Here is an 18,619-nt window from a genome sequence, read left to right as displayed (position 1 = left end):
GCGTCGATGGGCGCCCGCCCCATGCCGCGCCATGCGTTTTGCAAGCAACTGCGGCAGGCGCTGCCATACACCGCTCCGGCGTGGCATTACAAGCCCGTATACTGGAATCGGCTTCTTCCCAACGGTGCATCCCCCGCGTGACCCACCCGAAAGAACTTCCACTCCAGGCGCTGCAGTTTTATGCGACGGCGCCCTACCCGTGCAGCTACCTGGCCGGCCGCCAGGCACGCTCGCAGGTGGCGACCCCCAGCCATCTGATCCACAACGACGCGTACTCCGATCTGGTGACACACGGCTTTCGGCGCAGCGGCATGTTCACCTACCGGCCTTATTGCGATGGTTGCCGGGCCTGCGTGCCCTTGCGCATTCCGGTCCAGGGATTTCAGCCCAGTCGCAGCCAGAGGCGTTGCCTGACGCGGCACGCGCACCTGGAAACCAGGGTGCTCAAGCTCTGCTTCATCCCTGAGCACTACCAGCTGTACCTGCGCTACCAGAACAGTCGCCATGCCGGCGGCGGCATGGACCACGACAGCATCGACCAATACACCCAGTTCCTGCTCCAGAGCCGTGTGAACTCGCGCTTGATCGAATTCCACGAACCGGCCACCTCAGAACAGCCGGCCCGGCTGAAAATGGTGTCCATCGTGGATGTGCTCAACGACGGACTGTCAGCGGTGTACACCTTCTACGAACCGGACGACGTGGCCAGCTACGGCACCTACAGCGTGCTGTGGCAGATCGAACAGGCCCGCACACTGGATCTGCCCCATGTCTACCTGGGGTATTGGATCGAACAGAGCGGCAAGATGGCTTACAAGGCAGGGTTTCGACCACATCAGTTGCTGATCGACGGGAATTGGGTGCAGGGCAACTGACAACACAGCGGTAGCGTGGCCGCCGAGGCGCGCCCCATGCTACGGAGTCCCAATTTCATCTTGTAAAATAGTGGCAACCTTTTTGCCGCCATGAACAAACGATCCGATAGCCTGCCCAGTACCCCCACCGTCCAGGTGATTGAACGCATGTTCAACCTGCTGGAGGTGCTGGCCTCCCGGGAGGAGCCCGTATCGCTGAAAGAGATCAGCGAAAAAACCGGCCTGCACCCCTCCACGGCGCACCGCATCCTCAACGACCTGACCATCGGCCGTTTCGTTGATCGGCCAGAGGCCGGGAGCTACCGGCTGGGCATGCGCCTGCTGGAGCTGGGCAACCTGGTCAAAGCACGCCTGAGCGTGCGCGACGCCGCACTGCAGCCCATGCGCGAGTTGCACAAACTGATCCAGCAACCGGTCAATCTGAGCGTGCGCCAGGGTGACGAAATCGTCTATGTGGAACGCGCCTACAGCGAACGCTCGGGCATGCAGGTGGTGCGGGCCATCGGCGGCCGTGCCCCCTTGCACCTGACATCGGTGGGCAAGCTTTTCCTGGCGGCCGACGAACCACAGCGCGTGCGGGCCTACGCCACACGCACCGGCCTGGCGGGCAACACCCGCAACAGCCTGACGCAGTTGCCCACGCTGGAACGCGAGCTCAACCAGTGCCGTCAGGCCGGCATGGCCCGCGACAACGAGGAGCTGGAGCTGGGTGTGCGCTGCATGGCCGCTGGCATTTACGACGATCAATGCAAGCTGGTCGCCGGCCTGTCGATTTCAGCACCGGCCGATCGCATCGACGAGAACTGGGTCCCCAAGCTCCGCGCCACAGCAGCCGAAATTTCGGCGGCCCTGGGATGCCCCACGGCGCAGACGACGCTGGCAACACCGCGCTGAAACGGCCACGGGGACACACCATGAAAAACGGCCCTCACAAGGGCCGTTTTTCATGGTGGTCTGCGAGCCGTCATCAGCCCTGGGGCCGAACGAAATACTGCTGGATGCTTTGGGCCTCAACCCAGCGGCGAACACGCTCGGCATCCTGCGCACGGCTGAGTTTGCCGGCGGAGTCCAGGAACACCATGATCAGCTTGCGTCCGGCCACCTTGGCCTGCATCACGAGGCAACGTCCCGCTTCCGAGATGTAGCCCGTCTTCTGAAGACCGATCTCCCATTCGGGGTTACGGATCAGCCGGTTTGAATTGTTGTACTGCAGCGTACGACGACCCAGTTCCAGCTGGTGGCTGGGTGAGGTGGACAGGCTGCGCAAGATGGGACGCTCATAGGCGACCGACACCAGCGTCGCCAGGTCGCGTGCGCTGGACTGGTTCTGACTCGACAGACCGGTCGGTTCGACATAGCGCGTGTCGCGCATGCCCAGCTCACGGGCCTTGGCATTCATCAAACGCACGAACTGCTCGGAGCCGCCGGGATACGTCCGGCCCAGGGCATTCGCCGCGCGGTTTTCACTCGACATCAAGGCCAGGTGCATCAACTCACCACGCGACAGCGTGGTACCCACCGCGAGCCGGCTGTTGCGATACACCTGCGCGTCGTCTTCCGTGATCGTGATCTGTTCGTCCAGCGACAGATGCGCGTCAGCGATCACCAGACCGGTCATCAGCTTCGTGAGTGAAGCGATCGGCAGCACCGCGGTGTCGTTCTTGCTGAACAGCACTTCGCTGGTGTCTTGGTCCACCACCAGGGCCACACTCGAATTGAGGTCCAACGCGTCGTGCGAGTCCCGTAGGCCCAAACGCTCACCCGCAGAAACGCGGGGTTCCACGGGCACCCGGACAACGGAAGCCGCCAACATCTCGGCTCTGGCGTCGGGCTTGGCTTTGCCTGAGGCCAGACGAATCGGTTGATTTTTCAGACCAGACGTTCGCGCCAGACGTTCGGGCCGCACTGCCTTGGCCAGCTTGGATGCACGCGCCGAGGAGGCTTTCGCTTGAAGCGCTCCTTTTTTGCTGCCACGGGCCGCTGCAATCACGGACTTTTTGCTGGTGGACTTCTGGGCGGTACGTACCGCCGCTGCGGTTTTCCCTGCACCCGATTTGGCCACCACGGGCTTTTTGCCCTTGTCGGCAGACTTGGCAACGACGGTTTTCTTGGCCTTGCCAGTGCTTGCGGCAGCGCTGGCTGCGGATGCCGGCACCGAGACGGACAAACCGACGGTCAGCACCGCCCCAGCCGCCAGCTTCAGCGCGTAACGGATGCCTTGCATGCGATGAATCATGTGCCCACTCCAACCCATTAAACCCACTGGCTCGGAGTATAAGCAAAAGCAAAAAATCTAGCAATATCAAAAACTTGTAAACACTTCCTCATGATGGATCGAATTGCGGTCAATGACGACGCCAATTCGTCCCTCGTGAGTAAGTTTGTATGACAAGTCCTTGATTTTTCTTAATTTCAGCCTTGCGCTGCGACACGATCAGCCTTGCTGCTGAGCTTGTTGAGGGCACTCAGATAGGCCTTGGCCGACGCCACGATGATGTCGGGATCTGCTCCCACACCATTGACCACCCGACCCGAGTGCTGCAGGCGCACCGTGACCTCGCCCTGGCTTTCTGTCGACCCGCTGATCGCGTTGACCGAATACAGCACCATTTCAGCGCCGCTCTTGACGTGCGACTCGATGGCCCTGAGCGAGGCATCGACCGGGCCGTTACCGTCGGAAGTCGCCTTGACTTCCTTACCCGCCACTGTGATCACGATTTCCGCGTGGGGGCGCTCGCCAGTCTCGGACCTTTGTGCCAGCGATACGAAGCCGTAGTGTTCCTTTTCAGCGGTGACGCTCTCGTCGCTGCACAAGGCCAGGATGTCCTCGTCGAAGATCTCGCTCTTGCGATCGGCCAGTTCCTTGAACTTGGCGAAGGCCGTGTTGATCTCCGATTCGGATTCCATCTCGATCCCGAGGTCCTGCAGGCGCTGCTTGAAGGCGTTGCGGCCGCTGAGCTTGCCCAGCACGATCTTGTTGGCGCTCCAGCCCACGTCTTCGGCCCTCATGATTTCGTAAGTGTCGCGTGCTTTGAGAACGCCGTCCTGATGAATGCCTGAAGCGTGTGCAAACGCATTCGCACCCACCACCGCCTTGTTGGGCTGCACCACAAAACCGGTGGTCTGGCTGACCATGCGGCTGGCTGGCACGATCTGGCTGGTGTCGATGCCGACATCGAGGTTGAAGTAGTCGCGGCGCGTCTTGACCGCCATCACGATTTCTTCGAGCGAACAGTTGCCGGCACGCTCCCCCAGGCCGTTGATCGTGCACTCCACCTGGCGTGCACCACCAATCTTGACGCCAGACAGCGAGTTGGCCACCGCCATGCCCAAGTCGTTGTGGCAGTGAACAGACCAGATCGCCTTGTCGGAATTGGGCACCTTCTCGCGCAATGTCTTGATGAAGTGGCCGTACAGCTCCGGGACGGCATAGCCAACGGTATCCGGGATATTGATCGTGGTGGCACCCTCGTTGATCACCGCTTCGACCACACGGGCCAGGAAGTCGATCTCTGAGCGGTAACCGTCCTCGGCGCTGAACTCGATGTCCTCCACCAAGTTGCGGGCAAAACGCACCGACTGCTTGGCCTGCTCGAACACCTGATCGGGTGTCATGCGCAGCTTTTTCTCCATGTGCAGCGGGCTGGTCGCGATGAAAGTGTGGATGCGGGCACGGTTGGCGTCCTTGAGCGCTTCGGCCGCACGCGAAATGTCGCGGTCGTTCGCACGGGCCAGCGAGCACACCGTGGACTCCTTGATCGTGTTGGCAATGGCCTGCACACAATCGAAGTCTCCGTTGGAACTGGCGGCAAAACCGGCCTCGATCACATCCACCTTCAGGCGCTCCAACTGGCGGGCGATGCGCAGCTTCTCGTCCTTGGTCATGGACGCGCCAGGCGACTGTTCTCCATCGCGCAAGGTGGTGTCAAAAATGATGAGCTTGTCGGTCATGTGATTCTCCGGTGGGTTGCCTCGTGGGCAGCACTTGAAAAAACCCGCAGTAGAAAACAAAACGGCCCGCTGCGGGTGCAAACGGGCCGTTGTAGGAAGTCGCTCGCGCGTTACCGAACCTGCCCGTCAAGGACATCCAGTAGTAGCGCAAACGAAACATGTTTCATGTGGTGCAATGTAGCACAAAGCCTTGGGCACCCAGATAGAGGAAAACCATCGACGTCATAAGGACCGGGTCACTCGTGCAGGCCACGCTCGTCCGGCTCGTCGGTGGACGTGCTGATGACACTGGTGGGACGCCCCTTGGACCGGCGCCAGAAGTACATGGCGTAGCCAGAGAAACCATAGATCATGAAAACCCCGAACAGCACCGTGGGCGGGTGGATATTGATCACGGCAATGCCCAGCGCCACCAGCACGATGGCCGCGAACGGCACGCTCTTCTTGAGACTCAGGTCCTTAAAACTGTAGAACGGGACGTTGGTCACCATGGTCAGGCCAGCGTACAGCGTCAGCGCAAACAGCGGCCACGTCAGCGCAGTGCGGTCCAGCTCCAGTTCGTTGGCCAGCCAGATGAGACCGGCCACCAGGGCCGCGGCCGCAGGCGATGGCAGACCCTGGAAGTAACGCTTATCCACCACGCCGGTGTTGACGTTGAAACGCGCCAGCCGCAGAGCGGCACAGGCACAGTACACGAAGGCAGCGATCCAGCCCCAGCGACCGATGTCCTTGAGCACCCAGACGTAGGCCACCAGCGCTGGAGCCGCGCCGAAGGAGACCATGTCCGACAAGGAGTCCATCTGCTCGCCAAACGCGCTCTGCGTGTTGGTCAGGCGTGCGACGCGCCCATCCATGCTGTCGAGCACCATGGCCGCAAAGATGCCGAGGGTCGCCAGATCGAAGCGGCCGTTCATGGCCATCACGATGGCGTAGAAGCCGCCAAACAAGGCCGCCAGGGTGATCATATTGGGCAGCATGTAGATGCCCTTGCTGCGCTTGGGGGCCTCCTGGCCGCTGTCTTGGAGGGGTTCGGTACCGTCTTGCATGTGAAACCGTTTGAGGCCCGTAGGGCAATGCTGGCAGTGTAAGCCAGTGGCCAGTTCGCCAGAAATGACAAAGGCCACCGAAGTGGCCTTTGTCGTGAACGCCGAGGCGATCAGTTGCGGGTCTGGTCGACCAGCTTGTTTTTGGCGATCCAGGGCATCATGGCGCGCAGCTTGGCACCAACCACTTCGATCTGGTGATCGGCAGTGTTGCGGCGGCGGGCGGTCATGCTCGGATAGTTCAGGCGACCTTCCTGGATGAACATCTTCGCGTAGTCACCGTTCTGGATGCGCTTGAGCGCGTTGCGCATGGCCTTGCGCGACTCTTCGTTGATCACTTCCGGACCGGTCACGTACTCACCGAACTCCGCGTTGTTGGAGATCGAGTAGTTCATGTTGGCGATGCCGCCTTCGTAGATCAGGTCGACGATCAGCTTGAGCTCGTGCAGGCACTCGAAGTAGGCCATTTCAGGGGCGTAGCCAGCTTCAACCAGGGTCTCGTAACCCATCTTGATCAGCTCGACCGCACCGCCGCACAGCACGGCCTGCTCGCCGAACAGGTCGGTCTCGGTCTCTTCCTTGAAGTTGGTCTCGATGATGCCGGCCTTGCCGCCGCCGTTGGCCATGGCATAGCTCAGGGCCAGATCACGGGCCTTGCCGGACTTGTCCTGGTGCACCGCGATCAGGTGGGGCACGCCGCCACCCTGGGTGTAGGTGTTGCGCACGGTGTGGCCGGGGGCCTTGGGCGCGACCATCCACACATCCAGATCGGCGCGGGGCACGACCTGGTTGTAGTGCACGTTGAAGCCATGGGCGAACACCAGCGAGGCACCCTGCTTGATATTGGGCGCGACGTTGTTGGTGTAGACCTCGGCGATCTGCTCGTCGGGCAGCAGGATCATGACGACATCAGCAGCTTTCACGGCGTCGTTGACTTCCATCACGGTCAGGCCGGCTTTGCCCACCTTGTCCCAGGAAGCGCCGCCCTTGCGCAGACCGACCACGACCTTCACGCCGCTGTCGTTCAGGTTCTGGGCGTGGGCGTGGCCTTGCGAACCGTAGCCGATGATGGCCACCGTCTTGCCCTTGATCAGGCTCAGGTCACAGTCTTTGTCGTAGAAAACTTTCATGGTCATTCCTCTTTGGGGGTATTGGTGTGCCGTTCGAACATGAGCCCGTCGAAGGCCCTCGACAGGCCCAGCCCGAACGGCGGTTCGGCTGAGCCCGAAAAACCTGCAATCTTAAACGCGAAGGCTGCGCTCGCCGCGACCGATGCCGCAGGCGCCCGTGCGCACGGTCTCCAGGATCGCGCTGCGGTCGATGGCATCCAGGAAAGCGTCGTTCTTGCCCTGGTCGCCGGTGAGCTCGATGGTGTAGCTCTTCTCGGTCACGTCGATGATGCGGCCGCGGAAGATGTCGGCCATGCGCTTCATCTCCTCGCGCTCCTTACCGACCGCACGCACCTTCACCAGCATGAGTTCGCGCTCGGTGTAAGCGCCCTCGGTCAGGTCCACCACCTTCACCACTTCGATCAGGCGGTTCAGGTGCTTGGTGATCTGTTCGATGACGTCGTCCGACCCGGTGGTCTGGATGGTCATGCGCGAGAGCGACGGATCTTCCGTCGGCGCCACGGTGAGCGATTCGATGTTGTAACCACGGGCCGAGAACAGACCGACGACGCGCGAGAGCGCACCGGCTTCGTTTTCGAGCAGGACAGCGATGATGTGTTTCATGATGAAGATTCCTCTTTTCTGAGCCCTCCCCTGCGCACGGTAATGCGCAGGCTCGGCTGCAGATAGATTCGTCGAAGGGAGATGCTGGCGCCAGACGCTTGCACGCCACGGCACCAGCGGGGGATGGATCAGAGCTCTTCGGAGCCCAGCAGCATTTCGGTGATGCCCTTGCCGGCTTCCACCATCGGCCAGACGTTTTCCGTCGGGTCGGTGCGTACATCAATGAAGACACAGCGGTCCTTGATGGCGCGCGCTTCGCGCAGAGCCGCCTCGACGTCTTGCGGACGCTCGACCAGCATGCCGACATGACCGTACGCTTCGGCCAGCTTCACGAAGTTCGGCAGCGCGTCCATGTAGCTGTGGCTGTAGCGGCCCTGGTAAATCAGTTCCTGCCACTGGCGCACCATGCCCAGGTAACGGTTGTTCAGCGCCAGGATCTTGACCGGCGTGCCGTACTGCTGGCAGGTCGACAGTTCCTGAATATTCATCTGGATCGAGCCCTCGCCCGTGACGCACCAGCAGTCGGCATTGGGCTTGGCCAGCTTGATGCCCATGGCGTACGGCAGGCCCACACCCATGGTGCCCAGACCGCCTGAGTTGATCCAGCGGCGCGGCTCGTTGAACTTGTAGAACTGCGCTGCGAACATCTGGTGCTGGCCCACATCGGACGTGATGTAGCAGTCGTCGTCCTTGGTCAGGCTCCACAGCTGCTCCACCACGGCCTGCGGCTTGATCACCTGGGTGTTGGAACGGTCGAAGCGCAGGCAGTCGCGCGAACGCCAGCCCTCGATGGTTTCCCACCAGGCCGACAGCGCCTTCTCATCGGGTTTGGTCTGGCCTTCCTTGATCATGTTGATCAGCTCGGTCAGCACGTCCTTGACGTCGCCGACGATGGGCACGTCAACCTTGACGCGCTTCGCGATGCTCGACGGATCGATGTCGATGTGGATGATCTTGCGCTCCACCGAGGCGAAGTGCTTGGGGTTGCCGATCACGCGGTCATCGAAGCGCGCGCCCACGGCCAGCAGCACGTCGCAGTTCTGCATGGTGTGGTTGGCCTCGACCGTGCCGTGCATGCCCAGCATGCCCAGGAATTTGCGGTCGGTCGCTGGGTAGGCGCCCAGGCCCATCAGCGTGTGGGTCACGGGGTAACCCAGCAGGTCAACCAGCGTGCGCAGTTCCTGCACGGCGTTGCCCAGCAGCACGCCGCCACCCGTGTAGATGTAGGGGCGCTTGGCCGCCAGCAGCAACTGCAGGGCCTTGCGGATCTGGCCGCCGTGGCCCTTGCGCACCGGGTTGTAGGAGCGCATTTCGACCGTCTCGGGATACCCCGTCCAGGCGGTCTTGTTGAACGAAATGTCCTTGGGAATGTCCACCACCACCGGGCCAGGGCGGCCCGTGCGGGCGATGTGGAAAGCCTTCTTCATCACCATGGCCATGTCGCGCACATCCTTCACCAGGAAGTTGTGCTTGACGACGGGTCGCGTGATGCCAACGGTGTCGCACTCCTGGAAAGCATCCGAGCCGATGGCGGCCGACGGCACCTGACCGGTGATGATGACCATCGGAATGCTGTCGGTGTAAGCGGTGGCGATGCCGGTGATGGCATTGGTCACGCCAGGGCCGGAGGTGACCAGAGCCACGCCGACGTCACCGGTGGCGCGTGCGTAGCCGTCCGCCGCGTGCACCGCCGCCTGCTCATGACGCACCAGCACGTGCTGCATGGTGTCCTGCTTGTACAGGGCGTCGTAGATGTAGAGCACCGCACCGCCCGGGTAACCCCAGATGTACTTAACACCTTCGGCTTGCAGGGCGCGGACCATGATTTCGGCGCCGTTGAGCTGTTCGGGAGCGGGGGATTGCGTGGCAGCAGCGGCTGCCGAGGCCATTTCGGCCTTGGTGATTTCCATGATGAACCTTTCGAGAATTTCTCTGACGAAATACCTTGGGTGCTCCTTCACCCACCCTTGTGAGGCGGCGTTGGAACTTGAGGCCAAAGGACATGAGCGGACACATACCCCGCCGGACCTAGACCCGTTTGCTTTTTTGAATTGCAGCCCGACATTATTGCATTGCCGCATGACTTTGGGGCGACACCTCTGGCGAAATCGGGCGGACTTCGCCGCGATGCGACAATTCCGGGCCTTTGCCGACGCCCAGACATGACCGCCACACAGCCCCACACAGCCGCCCAGACGCCTGCTCCACCCCCGCTCACCTCCCCACCCGTCGCCCGCCGCATGGCCTGCTGGCTCTACGAAGGCATGCTGATGTTCGGCGTCGTGTTCATCTCGGGTTACCTGTTTTCCACCCTCACCCAGACGCGCCACGCCCTGGACAACCGCCACATGCAGCAGGCCTTCCTGTTCGTGGTGTTTGGCATTTACTTCACCTGGTTCTGGGCCAAGGGCCAGACGCTGGCCATGAAGACCTGGCACATCCGGGTGGTGGACCGTCACGGCGCGGCGCTGACGCAAGCCCGTGCCCTGCTGCGCTACACGCTGTCCTGGCTGTGGTTCCTGCCGCCTCTGGCGGTGGGTGGGCTGTACGGCCTGCCGGGCGGAGAACTCGCCGTGATCGTGATCGGCTGGGTGGCCATCTGGGCCACCTTGTCGCGTTTCCACCCGCAACGCCAGTTCCTGCACGATGCGCTGGCCGGCACGCGCCTGGTGCACCACAAACCCGCCGAGCCCCCCAAACGCAGAAAGTTCTGGCACCCATGACCCCGCGCGAACCCGTCAACGCCCAGAAGCAACGCACCGGGCTGTCCCGCATGGCGCACGCCTTCGGCTATTCATTGGCCGGGCTGCGCGCCGGCTGGGGCGAAACCGCCTTCCGGCAGGAAGCCATCGCCGCGGCGGTCCTGGTGCCGCTGGCTTTTTGGCTCGGTCAGGACTGGGTGGAAGTGGGCTTGCTGGCCGGCTCCGTGCTCATGGTCATGGTGGTGGAATTGCTCAACACCGGTGTGGAGAGCGCCATCGACCGCATCGGCCCCGAATGGCACGACCTGTCCAAGCGTGCCAAGGACATGGGCAGCGCTGCCGTGCTGCTGAGCCTGCTGGTGTGCGCCGGCATCTGGGTGGCGGCCCTCTGGGCACGCCTGGGCTGACCCCGTTTCACACCTCAACTCACATGACCTCGCCTGCTTTTTCCGTCTGCGTCTACTGCGGCTCGCGCCCGGGCAGTGAACCCCACTTCACAGACGCCGCCCGGCTCGTCGGTCAATGGATTGGCCAGCACGGCGGCCAGTTGGTCTACGGCGGCGGCAACAACGGCCTGATGGGCACGGTGGCACAGGCCACGCTGGACGCGGGAGGCCGGGTGATCGGCGTGATCCCCAAGGCGCTGGTCGAAAAGGAGTGGGCCAACCACAGCTGCACCGAACTGCATGTGGTGGACACCATGCACGAGCGCAAGCGCCTCATGGCCGAACACGCCGATGCCTTTCTTGCGCTGCCGGGCGGCATCGGCACGTTCGAAGAGTTTTTTGAAGTCTGGACCTGGCGCCAGCTGGGCTACCACGACAAGCCGGTCGGTCTGCTCAACCTTAGCGGCTATTACGACGGGCTGCTGCAGTTCTTGCGCCACACGGTGCAGCAGCAGTTCATGGGCGAGTGGCAGATGGACCTGGTGCACGTGGACAGAGACGCCACGCGTCTGTTGCCCGATCTCGTGCAGGCCGCTGGCCTGTCGCCCGCACCCCGCCTGGACGCGATCTGAGCGCGTCCGCAAGCAGCATCAAACCGCGGTTTCGTCCTGCTCACCGGTTCGGATGCGCACCACACGCTCGACCGGCGTCACGAAGATCTTGCCGTCACCGATCTTGCCGGTGCGCGCGGCGCGGATGATCGCATCGACGCAGCGGTCCACATCGTCGGTCTTGACCACAACCTCGACCTTCACCTTGGGCAGGAAGTCCACCACGTACTCGGCACCGCGGTACAGCTCGGTGTGTCCCTTCTGACGCCCGAAGCCCTTGACCTCGGTCACCGTCAGACCGGTCACGCCCTGCTCGGCCAGGGCCTCGCGCACTTCTTCGAGCTTGAACGGTTTGATGACGGCGGTGATCTGCTTCATAGGTGTCTCCAGTGCGGGTCGGGTGGCTTGGGTCGTCGATTATGCCCAAGGGTCGTGCGCCAGCAGGCTGGGAAGCCGCATGGCCCCAAGCCTTCAGGCGCGGTATTGGCTGGTGATGGGGTAGCGCCAGTCTTTGCCGAAGCTGCGGTGCGTCACGCGGATGCCGACCGGCGCCTGCCGGCGCTTGTATTCGTTGATGCGGATGAGACGCACCACCTTGTCCACGTCGGCTTTGGCGAAGCCTTCGGCCACGATCTGCGCCGGGCTGAGGTCGTTCTCCATGTAGCGTTCGATGATGGCGTCCAGCACGTCGTACTCGGGCAGGCTGTCCTGGTCTTTCTGGTCGGGCCGCAACTCTGCACTGGGTGGGCGGGTGATGATGCGCTCGGGGATCGGGTTGGCACCCGTGCCGTAAGGGTCGTGCGCGTTGCGCCAGCGTGCCAGCCGGAAAACCATGGTCTTGGCCACGTCTTTGATGACCGCAAAACCGCCCGCCATGTCGCCATACAGCGTGCAGTAGCCGGTGGCCATTTCGCTCTTGTTGCCGGTGGTCAGCACGATAGAGCCGAACTTGTTGGACAGCGCCATCAGCAGCGTGCCACGGATGCGCGCCTGCAGGTTCTCTTCGGTGGTGTCTTCAGCGCGGCCTTCGAACAGCGGCGCCAACGAAGCCTTGAACGCCTCGAACTCGGGTGCGATGGCGATCTCGTCGTAGCGCACCCCCATGCGCGCGGCCATATCGCGCGCGTCGATCCAGGAAATGTCAGCGGTGTACGGCGACGGCATCATGACCGCACGCACCCGGTCCTGGCCCAGCGCGTCCACCGCTATGGCCAGCACCAGGGCCGAATCGATGCCGCCGGACAGGCCCAGCAGCGCACCGGGGAAGCCGTTCTTGCCGATGTAGTCGCGCACCCCCAGCACCAGGGCATGCCACAGGTCTGCCTCCTGGCTGTGGGCCCGGTCGGTATCGGCCGTGATGTGCCAGCCATCGCTGTGGCGGGCGAACGCCATGTCGAACTTCGATTCTTCAAAGCTGATGGCGCGGCCGGCCAGCGCGCCGTCGGCGTTCAGCACAAAGCTGCGGCCCTCGAACACGATTTCGTCCTGCCCACCCACGAGGTGGGCATACACCAGCGGCAGCCCGACGGCGCTCGCGCGTTCGCGCATCGTGGCCTCGCGCTCGCCGCCCTTGCCGGTGTGGAAGGGCGAGGCGTTGATGACCGCCAGCACCTCGGCGCCCGCGGCCTTGGCGTCCGCCGCCGGCGCATCGAACCAGGCGTCTTCGCAGATCAGCAGGCCCAGCCGCACCGGCCGACCGTCGTCGCCCGGCACATCGAACACGCAAGGCTGGTGGCCCGGCACGAAATAGCGTCGCTCGTCAAACACCTGGTAGTTGGGCAGCGCGCGCTTGGCGTAGGTGTGCGTGATGCGGCCAGCACTCAGCACGCTGGCCGCGTTGTACAGGCTGGCCACCGACACGCTGCGCTCGCGCCGGCCCGATGCATCTAGCCGGGCCGGATGCCCCACCACGATGTGCAGGTCTTTCAGGTCGGCCGTCTCGGCCGCCAGCGCTTTGAGCGCATGATCGCAGGCGTCGATGAAGGCCGGTCGCAGGAACAGGTCTTCGGCAGCGTAGCCGCACAGCGCCAGTTCGGGCGTGAGCAGCACGCGCACGCCGCGGGCCTGCGCCTCGCGTGCGGCCTGGGCGATACGACGGGCGTTGCCCGCCATGTCGCCCACCACAAAATTGAGCTGGGCCACACTGATTTTGAGCGTCATGGATTCGGAACAACGAGGGAAACAAATGGGGGTTCGCGCAGAGCCGTCTGGCAGCGAAAGCGACGTCGCGCCAGGGCCAAACGATTATGTCATCCGGGTGTTCGACCACCCCGCGGACATTCCCGCCGCTGCGTGGAACGCCCTGCTCGCCCACGAGGCCGACCCCAGCCCGTTCGTGCGCCTCGAATACCTCTGCGCCCTGCACGAAAGCGGCTGCGCCACCGCCGACACCGGCTGGCAACCCGGCTTTGTGACGCTCTGGCGGGCCGGGTCGCTGCAGGCGGCCTGCCCGCTGTACATCAAGCAGCACTCTTATGGTGAATACGTGTTCGACTGGTCCTGGGCTAACGCCTACGAACAACACGGGCTGCGTTACTACCCCAAGGGTCTCGTGGCTGTGCCCTTCACCCCCGTGCCCGGCGCACGTCTGCTGGCCGCCGACGGCGCTGCGCGAGCGGCGCTGGTGCAAGCGCTGCTGCAACGCACGCAGGACCAGGGTCTGTCATCGCTGCACCTGCTGTTCCTGCAGGACCAGGACGTGCGAGCGTGCGCCACCGCTGGCCTGATGCTGCGCCACACCGTGCAGTTCCACTGGCACAACCGCGCACCCGGAACGCCCACCGCTGATGAAGACGGTGCCGAGACCCGTTTCCGCGATTTCGAGCACTTCCTGGGCAGCCTGCAGCAGGACAAGCGCAAGAAGATCCGGCAAGAACGGCGCAAGGTGACGGATGCCGGTGTGGTCTTTCGGCATGCGCAGGGCGCGGCTATCACCGAGTCGGACTGGGATTTTTTCTACCGCTGCTACGAGCGCACCTACCTGGAACACGGCAACGCGCCCTACCTCAGCCGCGACACGTTTGCGCGGCTCTCACGCACCCTGCCCGAGCACTGGCTGCTGTTCATCGCCGAGCGCGATGGCCACCCCATGGCCAGCAGCCTGATCGGCATCGACGCCGAGCGCGGTGTGGCGTACGGGCGCTACTGGGGCGCGCTGGAACGGGTCGACTGCCTGCACTTCGAAGCCTGTTACTACCAGCCCCTCCAGTGGTGCATCGCGCACGGGTTCCGGCGCTTCGAGGGCGGCGCACAAGGCGAGCACAAGATGGCCCGCGCTCTGCTGCCGGTGCGCACCACCAGCGCCCACTGGCTGGCACACCCGGCCTTTGCCGACGCCGTGGAGCGCTTTCTGGAGCGGGAAGGCTCGGGCGTGGACCACTATCTGCGCGAACTGGAACGGCGCAGCCCGCTCAAGCCACCGAACGAAGCGCCTGCGCCCTTGCCGCACAATCGGGCGTGAGCCATCGCGCGGTGACTGCCTTCGCGTGACATGCGTCATGCGCCAAGCGCATGACATGTAATCTTTAGTTACACATTCTGTACACTCCGCCCCCATGGATGAAACCGACGCCTTTTTCACCCACACCATCGTGGGGGCCCCGCTCTCGGTGCTGCTGGGCCGGCGTCAGGCGTCACCCAACCATCACGCGGATGGGCTCCAGGTCGATCCCTGCACCGGCGAAAGCCGGCTCAGCCGCGTCTGGCAAGAATGGGCCGTGCTCAGCCACGCCTGCGACCCCGTTGGCCATCCGCGCCTGCGCCCCGGCCGGGTGCGCCGCGCGCTGGAACGCCGAGCACTGTTGATCGCGCTGGCCGGTGGCCTAGCGCTGGTGGGCACGGCGGTCTTCTGGGGAGTCTGGTTGTGGAGCTGAAAACGCCGCAAGACACGCTGACCCTGGACCCGATCGCGATGAACGTGGTCAACCGTGTGGCGGCGGGAACGGTGCTCGACGGCGACCTGCAGTTCGATGGCGGCTTGCTCGTGCAAGGTGAAATCTCGGGCCAGGTGCGGGTCAACGGGCGGCTGATCGTCTGGACCGGCGGCGTGGTGCGCGGCCGCATCCGCGTCAGCGGAGACCTCTACCTGTTCGGACGACTCGGTGCGGCCGGTGGCAACCCGCACGACACCAGCCTGGAATGCCGGGGCATGGCCTACGTGTCCAAAACCGGCGTGTCCACCGGCACCCTGATGGCACGTCGCCTGCAACTGTACGAAGGCGCCGACTTGCAGGGCCCGTTCAAGACGCTCAAACTGGGTGACCAACTGCCGGTGCTGCACGACGTGCACGCCGCCCCCACGGAAAGTCCCTAACCGCCCAGCGTCGCCATGAAATCCCACCGTTACCAGCAACCGGACCGACACCTCGAACAAGACATGGGAACACCCGACATGAACGACCAGGGATTGCCTGAGAACGGCTACAGCGATGACTACGCCAACCCGACCACACTGGAAGTGGACGTGGGTCGGTCCATGCCGCCCAGCCAGGCGGCCACCCTGCCCACCCTGCACACCGAGGTGCAGGCCTTGCCGGCCATGGGCGACCACGACAGCGCCACGGCGCGCAGCCTGGTGGCCGAAGGCATGCACTTTGTGGGCAACGCGCTGTTGCGCGGGCCATGCAGCGTGGCCGGCCTGGTGGAAGGCAACCTCACGCAGGCCGACGGCGTGGTCGTTTCGGTGGTCGTGACCGAGACCGGACACGTCAAAGGCGACATCACCGCGCAAAAAATTTCTGTGATGGGGCGCACCGAGGGCGTGCTCGACTCGGGCCAAGGCGAAGTGGCCCTGCACGACACCGCCAGCGTGCACGGCCTGGTGCGCTATGGCCGCATCCAGGTCAACGGTGCCGACCTGAACGCCACGCTGGAACGCGTGTCGCCCCAGAAGGCAGGGGTCTGACACCGTTCATGCTGTGGCGCCGATCAGTCACCACTTTCACGCCTCCGCCCGTGACGCCCGTGCCGGACGCCGAGGCGTTGCGCCGTGCCGCGCTGCAGGCCAGCTGGCAGCGCGGCCGCTGGGTGGCCCGGCGCCGCGTGGCCTTGCGGTGGGTGCTGTGGGCCGCGTCGCGCTACCTGATGCCGGCGCTGGCGGTCTTCGGTGTGGCCGCCTGGTTGTGGTTGGGTGTGCTGCCGGGCTGGCCCACCCCATGGCAGCAGCTGCAGCTGTTGGCGGAAGGATCGCCCGCCCCAGCGGTCGCGCCGTCGCCCGCTGCCGCGCCTGCAGAACCTGCACCGGTGGCCGTACCCGAATCCACCGAACCCGATCCCAACACGCCGCAGGCCGTCGAATACAGCCCGGAAGGCGAAGAGCTGCCCCAACCCTTGGCGTTGAAATTCGAGAGCCGTTGGGCCGCGGCACCGCAGATGTCCACGGCCAGCACCGCTCCCCAGCCCGGCGCTGAGCGCGACCCCGAACCATCCCCCCCTCTGAAACCCGAAAACTGGTTGCACAGCAAGGAACCCTGACCATGAACAACCCCGCATCCACCCGCCTCGTCCCAGCCGAACGCCTCTCGGCCATCACCAGCCTGATTGCCGAAGGCGCCGTGTTCGATGGCAACTTCCACACCACGCGCGACCAGGGCATCAAGGTCGACGGTCAGCTCAAGGGCAACATCACGTTTGAGAACGGTGGCACCCTGCACGTGGGCGCCACCGGCGTGATCGAGAACACCCGCCTGGAAGCGGACTATGTGTTCATCGAAGGCAAGGTGGTGGGCACCGTGATCGCGCGCAAGGCGCTGGAGATCACCGGCTCGGCGACCCTGATCGGCGATGCCAGCTATGACGAACTGATCGACATGCACCCTCGCGCTCGTGTGCGTGGCAAGATCGAATACCGCGGCGACATCGACGCGACCCAGTCCTGACCCGACCATCGATCGGTCCAAACCGCCACAAAAAAGGCCTGCCGGGTTGCCCCGGCAGGCCTTTTTTTCAAGGGTGGCAGACGATCAGCTGTTGGCCTTGTTGTAGGCGGCAATGCCGTCTGTGATTTCCTTGTGGGCGGACTCTTTGCCTTCCCAGCCCTGGACCTTCACCCACTTGCCCGCTTCCAGGTCCTTGTAATGCTCGAAGAAATGCTCGATGGCCTTCAGGCGCATCGGGTTCAGGTCTTCCGGCTTTTGCCAGCGGCTGTACAGCGACAGGATCTTGTCGGTCGGCACAGCCAGCACCTTGCCGTCTTCGCCGGCCTCGTCGGTCATTTTCAGGATACCGATGGCGCGGCAGGGCACCACCACGCCGGGGATCAGCGGCACGGGCGTGATCACCAGCACGTCGACCGGGTCACCGTCACCCGAGAGGGTCTTGGGCACGTAACCGTAGTTGGTCGGGTAGTGCATGGCGGTGCTCATGAAACGGTCCACGAAGATGGCACCGGTTTCCTTGTCCACTTCGTACTTGATCGGGTCGGCGTTCATCGGGATTTCGATGATCACGTTGAACGCTTCGGGAACCTTGCTGCCAGGGGTGACGTTGTCGAGAGACATAGATTCTTCTGAGGGTTGATGGAAAACAGAGACGGTCCCCTTGACTCCCAGGGTGTCACGGACCGGACATGAAACGCTGCGATCGTGACCGCCAGCGCTGGGGATTAACCCTGATTTTACTGATTCCAGCCTGACTTCATGACACAGATCAGTTCGCGACTGAAGCAATTCCCGCTACATTGATTCCGTTGGCCAATCGCCCTGCCCCACCCCTTCAAAGGTGCGCGACGGACGCGAGGAAGCAACGCAGCGGGGGCTCCCCTCACGGCGTTGCCCCCTCCAAGTCAAACGCAATTCGAGCAGGAGAAAACGATGGTTGGACAATCTGCGCTGGTCTTTGCGCTGGTGTGCGGGCTGGTGGCCGTGGTCTACGGTTTCTGGTCGCGCAGCTGGATTCTTTCTCAGGACGCGGGCAACGCCCGCATGCAGGAAATCGCGGGGGCCATCCAGGCGGGTGCCGCGGCCTATCTTGCCAAGCAATACACCACGATCGGCGTTGTCGGCGTGGTGCTGGCCATCCTCATCGGGGTGTTTCTGGACGGCGCCAGTGCCATCGGCTTCGTGCTGGGCGCGGTGCTCTCGGGCGCTTGCGGCTTTATCGGCATGAACATATCGGTGCGCGCCAACGTCCGCACCGCACAAGCCGCCACCAAGGGCATCGGCCCGGCGCTGGACGTGGCCTTCCGCGGTGGCGCCATCACCGGCATGCTGGTGGTGGGGCTGGGCCTGCTGGGCGTGGCCGGCTTCTTCTGGTTCCTGGTGGGCAACGGCAACCTCACGCCCGACAAGAACCTGGCCAAGCTGCTCAACCCGCTGATCGG

At 63.7% G+C, this 18,619-nt stretch carries 20 protein-coding genes and 1 pseudogene; 12 read left to right on the top strand and 9 right to left on the bottom strand.

Going from position 1 to position 18,619, the window contains the following annotated elements:
* The first annotated feature begins 137 nt into the window (after nucleotides 1-137).
* Entirely contained in the window at nucleotides 138-875 is a 738-nt protein-coding gene (locus ACR2JA_RS09380) for an arginyltransferase (protein ID WP_434008824.1), read from the top strand.
* Nucleotides 876-965: 90 nt separating this feature from the next.
* Nucleotides 966-1,769: an IclR family transcriptional regulator gene (locus ACR2JA_RS09375; protein ID WP_434008823.1), complete on the top strand. Its 804-nt coding sequence runs from the start codon at nucleotides 966-968 to the stop codon at nucleotides 1,767-1,769.
* A gap of 73 nt (nucleotides 1,770-1,842) precedes the next feature.
* Here the strand turns inward: ACR2JA_RS09375 and ACR2JA_RS09370 are convergent, their stop codons facing one another.
* The 6 genes and pseudogenes from ACR2JA_RS09370 to ACR2JA_RS09345 form a co-directional block, all read right to left on the bottom strand.
* Nucleotides 1,843-3,099: a serine hydrolase gene (locus ACR2JA_RS09370; RefSeq protein ID WP_434008825.1), complete on the bottom strand. Its 1,257-nt coding sequence runs from the start codon at nucleotides 3,097-3,099 to the stop codon at nucleotides 1,843-1,845.
* Nucleotides 3,100-3,287: 188 nt separating this feature from the next.
* Entirely contained in the window at nucleotides 3,288-4,826 is a 1,539-nt protein-coding gene (locus ACR2JA_RS09365; RefSeq protein WP_434008822.1) for a 2-isopropylmalate synthase, read from the bottom strand.
* 236 nt (nucleotides 4,827-5,062) lie between these two features.
* Nucleotides 5,063-5,872 carry a CDP-diacylglycerol--serine O-phosphatidyltransferase gene (gene pssA / locus ACR2JA_RS09360; protein ID WP_434008821.1) on the bottom strand — a complete coding sequence of 270 codons (810 nt, stop codon included), beginning with the start codon at nucleotides 5,870-5,872 and terminating at the stop codon, nucleotides 5,063-5,065.
* Nucleotides 5,873-5,982: 110 nt separating this feature from the next.
* Nucleotides 5,983-7,032 (bottom strand): annotated as a pseudogene (ilvC, locus tag ACR2JA_RS09355) (ketol-acid reductoisomerase); the annotation flags it as partial.
* 78 nt (nucleotides 7,033-7,110) lie between these two features.
* Nucleotides 7,111-7,602, bottom strand: a complete 492-nt coding sequence (gene ilvN / locus ACR2JA_RS09350) for an acetolactate synthase small subunit (RefSeq protein ID WP_434008820.1) — start codon at nucleotides 7,600-7,602, stop codon at nucleotides 7,111-7,113.
* A 128-nt stretch (nucleotides 7,603-7,730) separates the two neighbouring features.
* Complete coding sequence (locus ACR2JA_RS09345) at nucleotides 7,731-9,512, bottom strand: acetolactate synthase 3 catalytic subunit (protein ID WP_434008819.1); 1,782 nt, start codon at nucleotides 9,510-9,512, stop codon at nucleotides 7,731-7,733.
* A gap of 330 nt (nucleotides 9,513-9,842) precedes the next feature.
* Here ACR2JA_RS09345 and ACR2JA_RS09340 point away from each other — a divergent pair, with 330 nt between their 5' ends.
* The 3 genes from ACR2JA_RS09340 to ACR2JA_RS09330 are packed head-to-tail and all read left to right on the top strand — an operon-like array spanning nucleotide 9,843 to nucleotide 11,322.
* Nucleotides 9,843-10,325: an RDD family protein gene (locus ACR2JA_RS09340; RefSeq protein WP_434008818.1), complete on the top strand. Its 483-nt coding sequence runs from the start codon at nucleotides 9,843-9,845 to the stop codon at nucleotides 10,323-10,325.
* Complete coding sequence (locus ACR2JA_RS09335) at nucleotides 10,322-10,711, top strand: diacylglycerol kinase (protein WP_434008817.1); 390 nt, start codon at nucleotides 10,322-10,324, stop codon at nucleotides 10,709-10,711. Before ACR2JA_RS09340 ends, ACR2JA_RS09335 begins: the two co-directional genes overlap by 4 nt.
* Nucleotides 10,712-10,734: 23 nt before the next feature.
* Nucleotides 10,735-11,322 (top strand): TIGR00730 family Rossman fold protein, encoded by a 588-nt coding sequence (locus tag ACR2JA_RS09330; protein WP_434008816.1) that lies wholly within the window; start codon nucleotides 10,735-10,737, stop codon nucleotides 11,320-11,322.
* An 18-nt stretch (nucleotides 11,323-11,340) separates the two neighbouring features.
* Here ACR2JA_RS09330 and ACR2JA_RS09325 read toward each other — a convergent pair whose 3' ends face one another.
* Both ACR2JA_RS09325 and ACR2JA_RS09320 read right to left on the bottom strand, forming a co-directional pair.
* On the bottom strand, nucleotides 11,341-11,679 hold the full coding sequence (locus tag ACR2JA_RS09325) for a P-II family nitrogen regulator (protein ID WP_310565008.1): 339 nt from the start codon (nucleotides 11,677-11,679) through the stop codon (nucleotides 11,341-11,343).
* A 93-nt stretch (nucleotides 11,680-11,772) separates the two neighbouring features.
* Nucleotides 11,773-13,461, bottom strand: a complete 1,689-nt coding sequence (locus ACR2JA_RS09320; protein WP_434008815.1) for an NAD+ synthase — start codon at nucleotides 13,459-13,461, stop codon at nucleotides 11,773-11,775.
* A 25-nt stretch (nucleotides 13,462-13,486) separates the two neighbouring features.
* On the opposite strand from ACR2JA_RS09320, the gene ACR2JA_RS09315 reads away from it, so the two are divergent.
* The 6 genes from ACR2JA_RS09315 (at nucleotide 13,487) to ACR2JA_RS09290 (ending at nucleotide 17,177) form a co-directional block, all read left to right on the top strand.
* Complete coding sequence (locus ACR2JA_RS09315; protein ID WP_434008814.1) at nucleotides 13,487-14,761, top strand: GNAT family N-acetyltransferase; 1,275 nt, start codon at nucleotides 13,487-13,489, stop codon at nucleotides 14,759-14,761.
* Nucleotides 14,762-14,855: 94 nt separating this feature from the next.
* Complete coding sequence (locus ACR2JA_RS09310) at nucleotides 14,856-15,173, top strand: hypothetical protein (RefSeq protein ID WP_434008813.1); 318 nt, start codon at nucleotides 14,856-14,858, stop codon at nucleotides 15,171-15,173.
* Nucleotides 15,164-15,613: a bactofilin family protein gene (locus tag ACR2JA_RS09305; RefSeq protein ID WP_434008812.1), complete on the top strand. Its 450-nt coding sequence runs from the start codon at nucleotides 15,164-15,166 to the stop codon at nucleotides 15,611-15,613. The genes ACR2JA_RS09310 and ACR2JA_RS09305 overlap by 10 nt, the downstream gene beginning before the upstream one ends.
* A gap of 15 nt (nucleotides 15,614-15,628) precedes the next feature.
* A complete protein-coding gene (locus ACR2JA_RS09300; RefSeq protein WP_434008811.1) occupies nucleotides 15,629-16,204 on the top strand; it encodes a bactofilin family protein in 576 nt (191 codons plus the stop codon).
* 50 nt (nucleotides 16,205-16,254) lie between these two features.
* Complete coding sequence (locus ACR2JA_RS09295) at nucleotides 16,255-16,773, top strand: hypothetical protein (RefSeq protein WP_434008810.1); 519 nt, start codon at nucleotides 16,255-16,257, stop codon at nucleotides 16,771-16,773.
* A gap of 2 nt (nucleotides 16,774-16,775) precedes the next feature.
* Nucleotides 16,776-17,177 carry a bactofilin family protein gene (locus ACR2JA_RS09290; protein WP_434008809.1) on the top strand — a complete coding sequence of 134 codons (402 nt, stop codon included), beginning with the start codon at nucleotides 16,776-16,778 and terminating at the stop codon, nucleotides 17,175-17,177.
* Between the two features lie 84 nt (nucleotides 17,178-17,261).
* Here the strand turns inward: ACR2JA_RS09290 and ppa are convergent, their stop codons facing one another.
* Entirely contained in the window at nucleotides 17,262-17,798 is a 537-nt protein-coding gene (gene ppa, locus ACR2JA_RS09285) for an inorganic diphosphatase (protein WP_434008808.1), read from the bottom strand.
* A gap of 312 nt (nucleotides 17,799-18,110) precedes the next feature.
* Here ppa and ACR2JA_RS09280 point away from each other — a divergent pair.
* On the top strand, nucleotides 18,111-18,619 hold a 509-nt coding region (locus ACR2JA_RS09280), incomplete at its 3' end, for a sodium/proton-translocating pyrophosphatase (RefSeq protein WP_434008807.1).

The sequence above is a fragment of the Hydrogenophaga sp. genome, from assembly GCF_051007235.1.
In the GTDB taxonomy this organism is placed as follows: Bacteria; Pseudomonadota; Gammaproteobacteria; order Burkholderiales; family Burkholderiaceae_C; genus Hydrogenophaga.
Note: the sequence above shows the minus strand (reverse complement) of the source record. Positions and strands in the feature narration are given on the sequence as shown.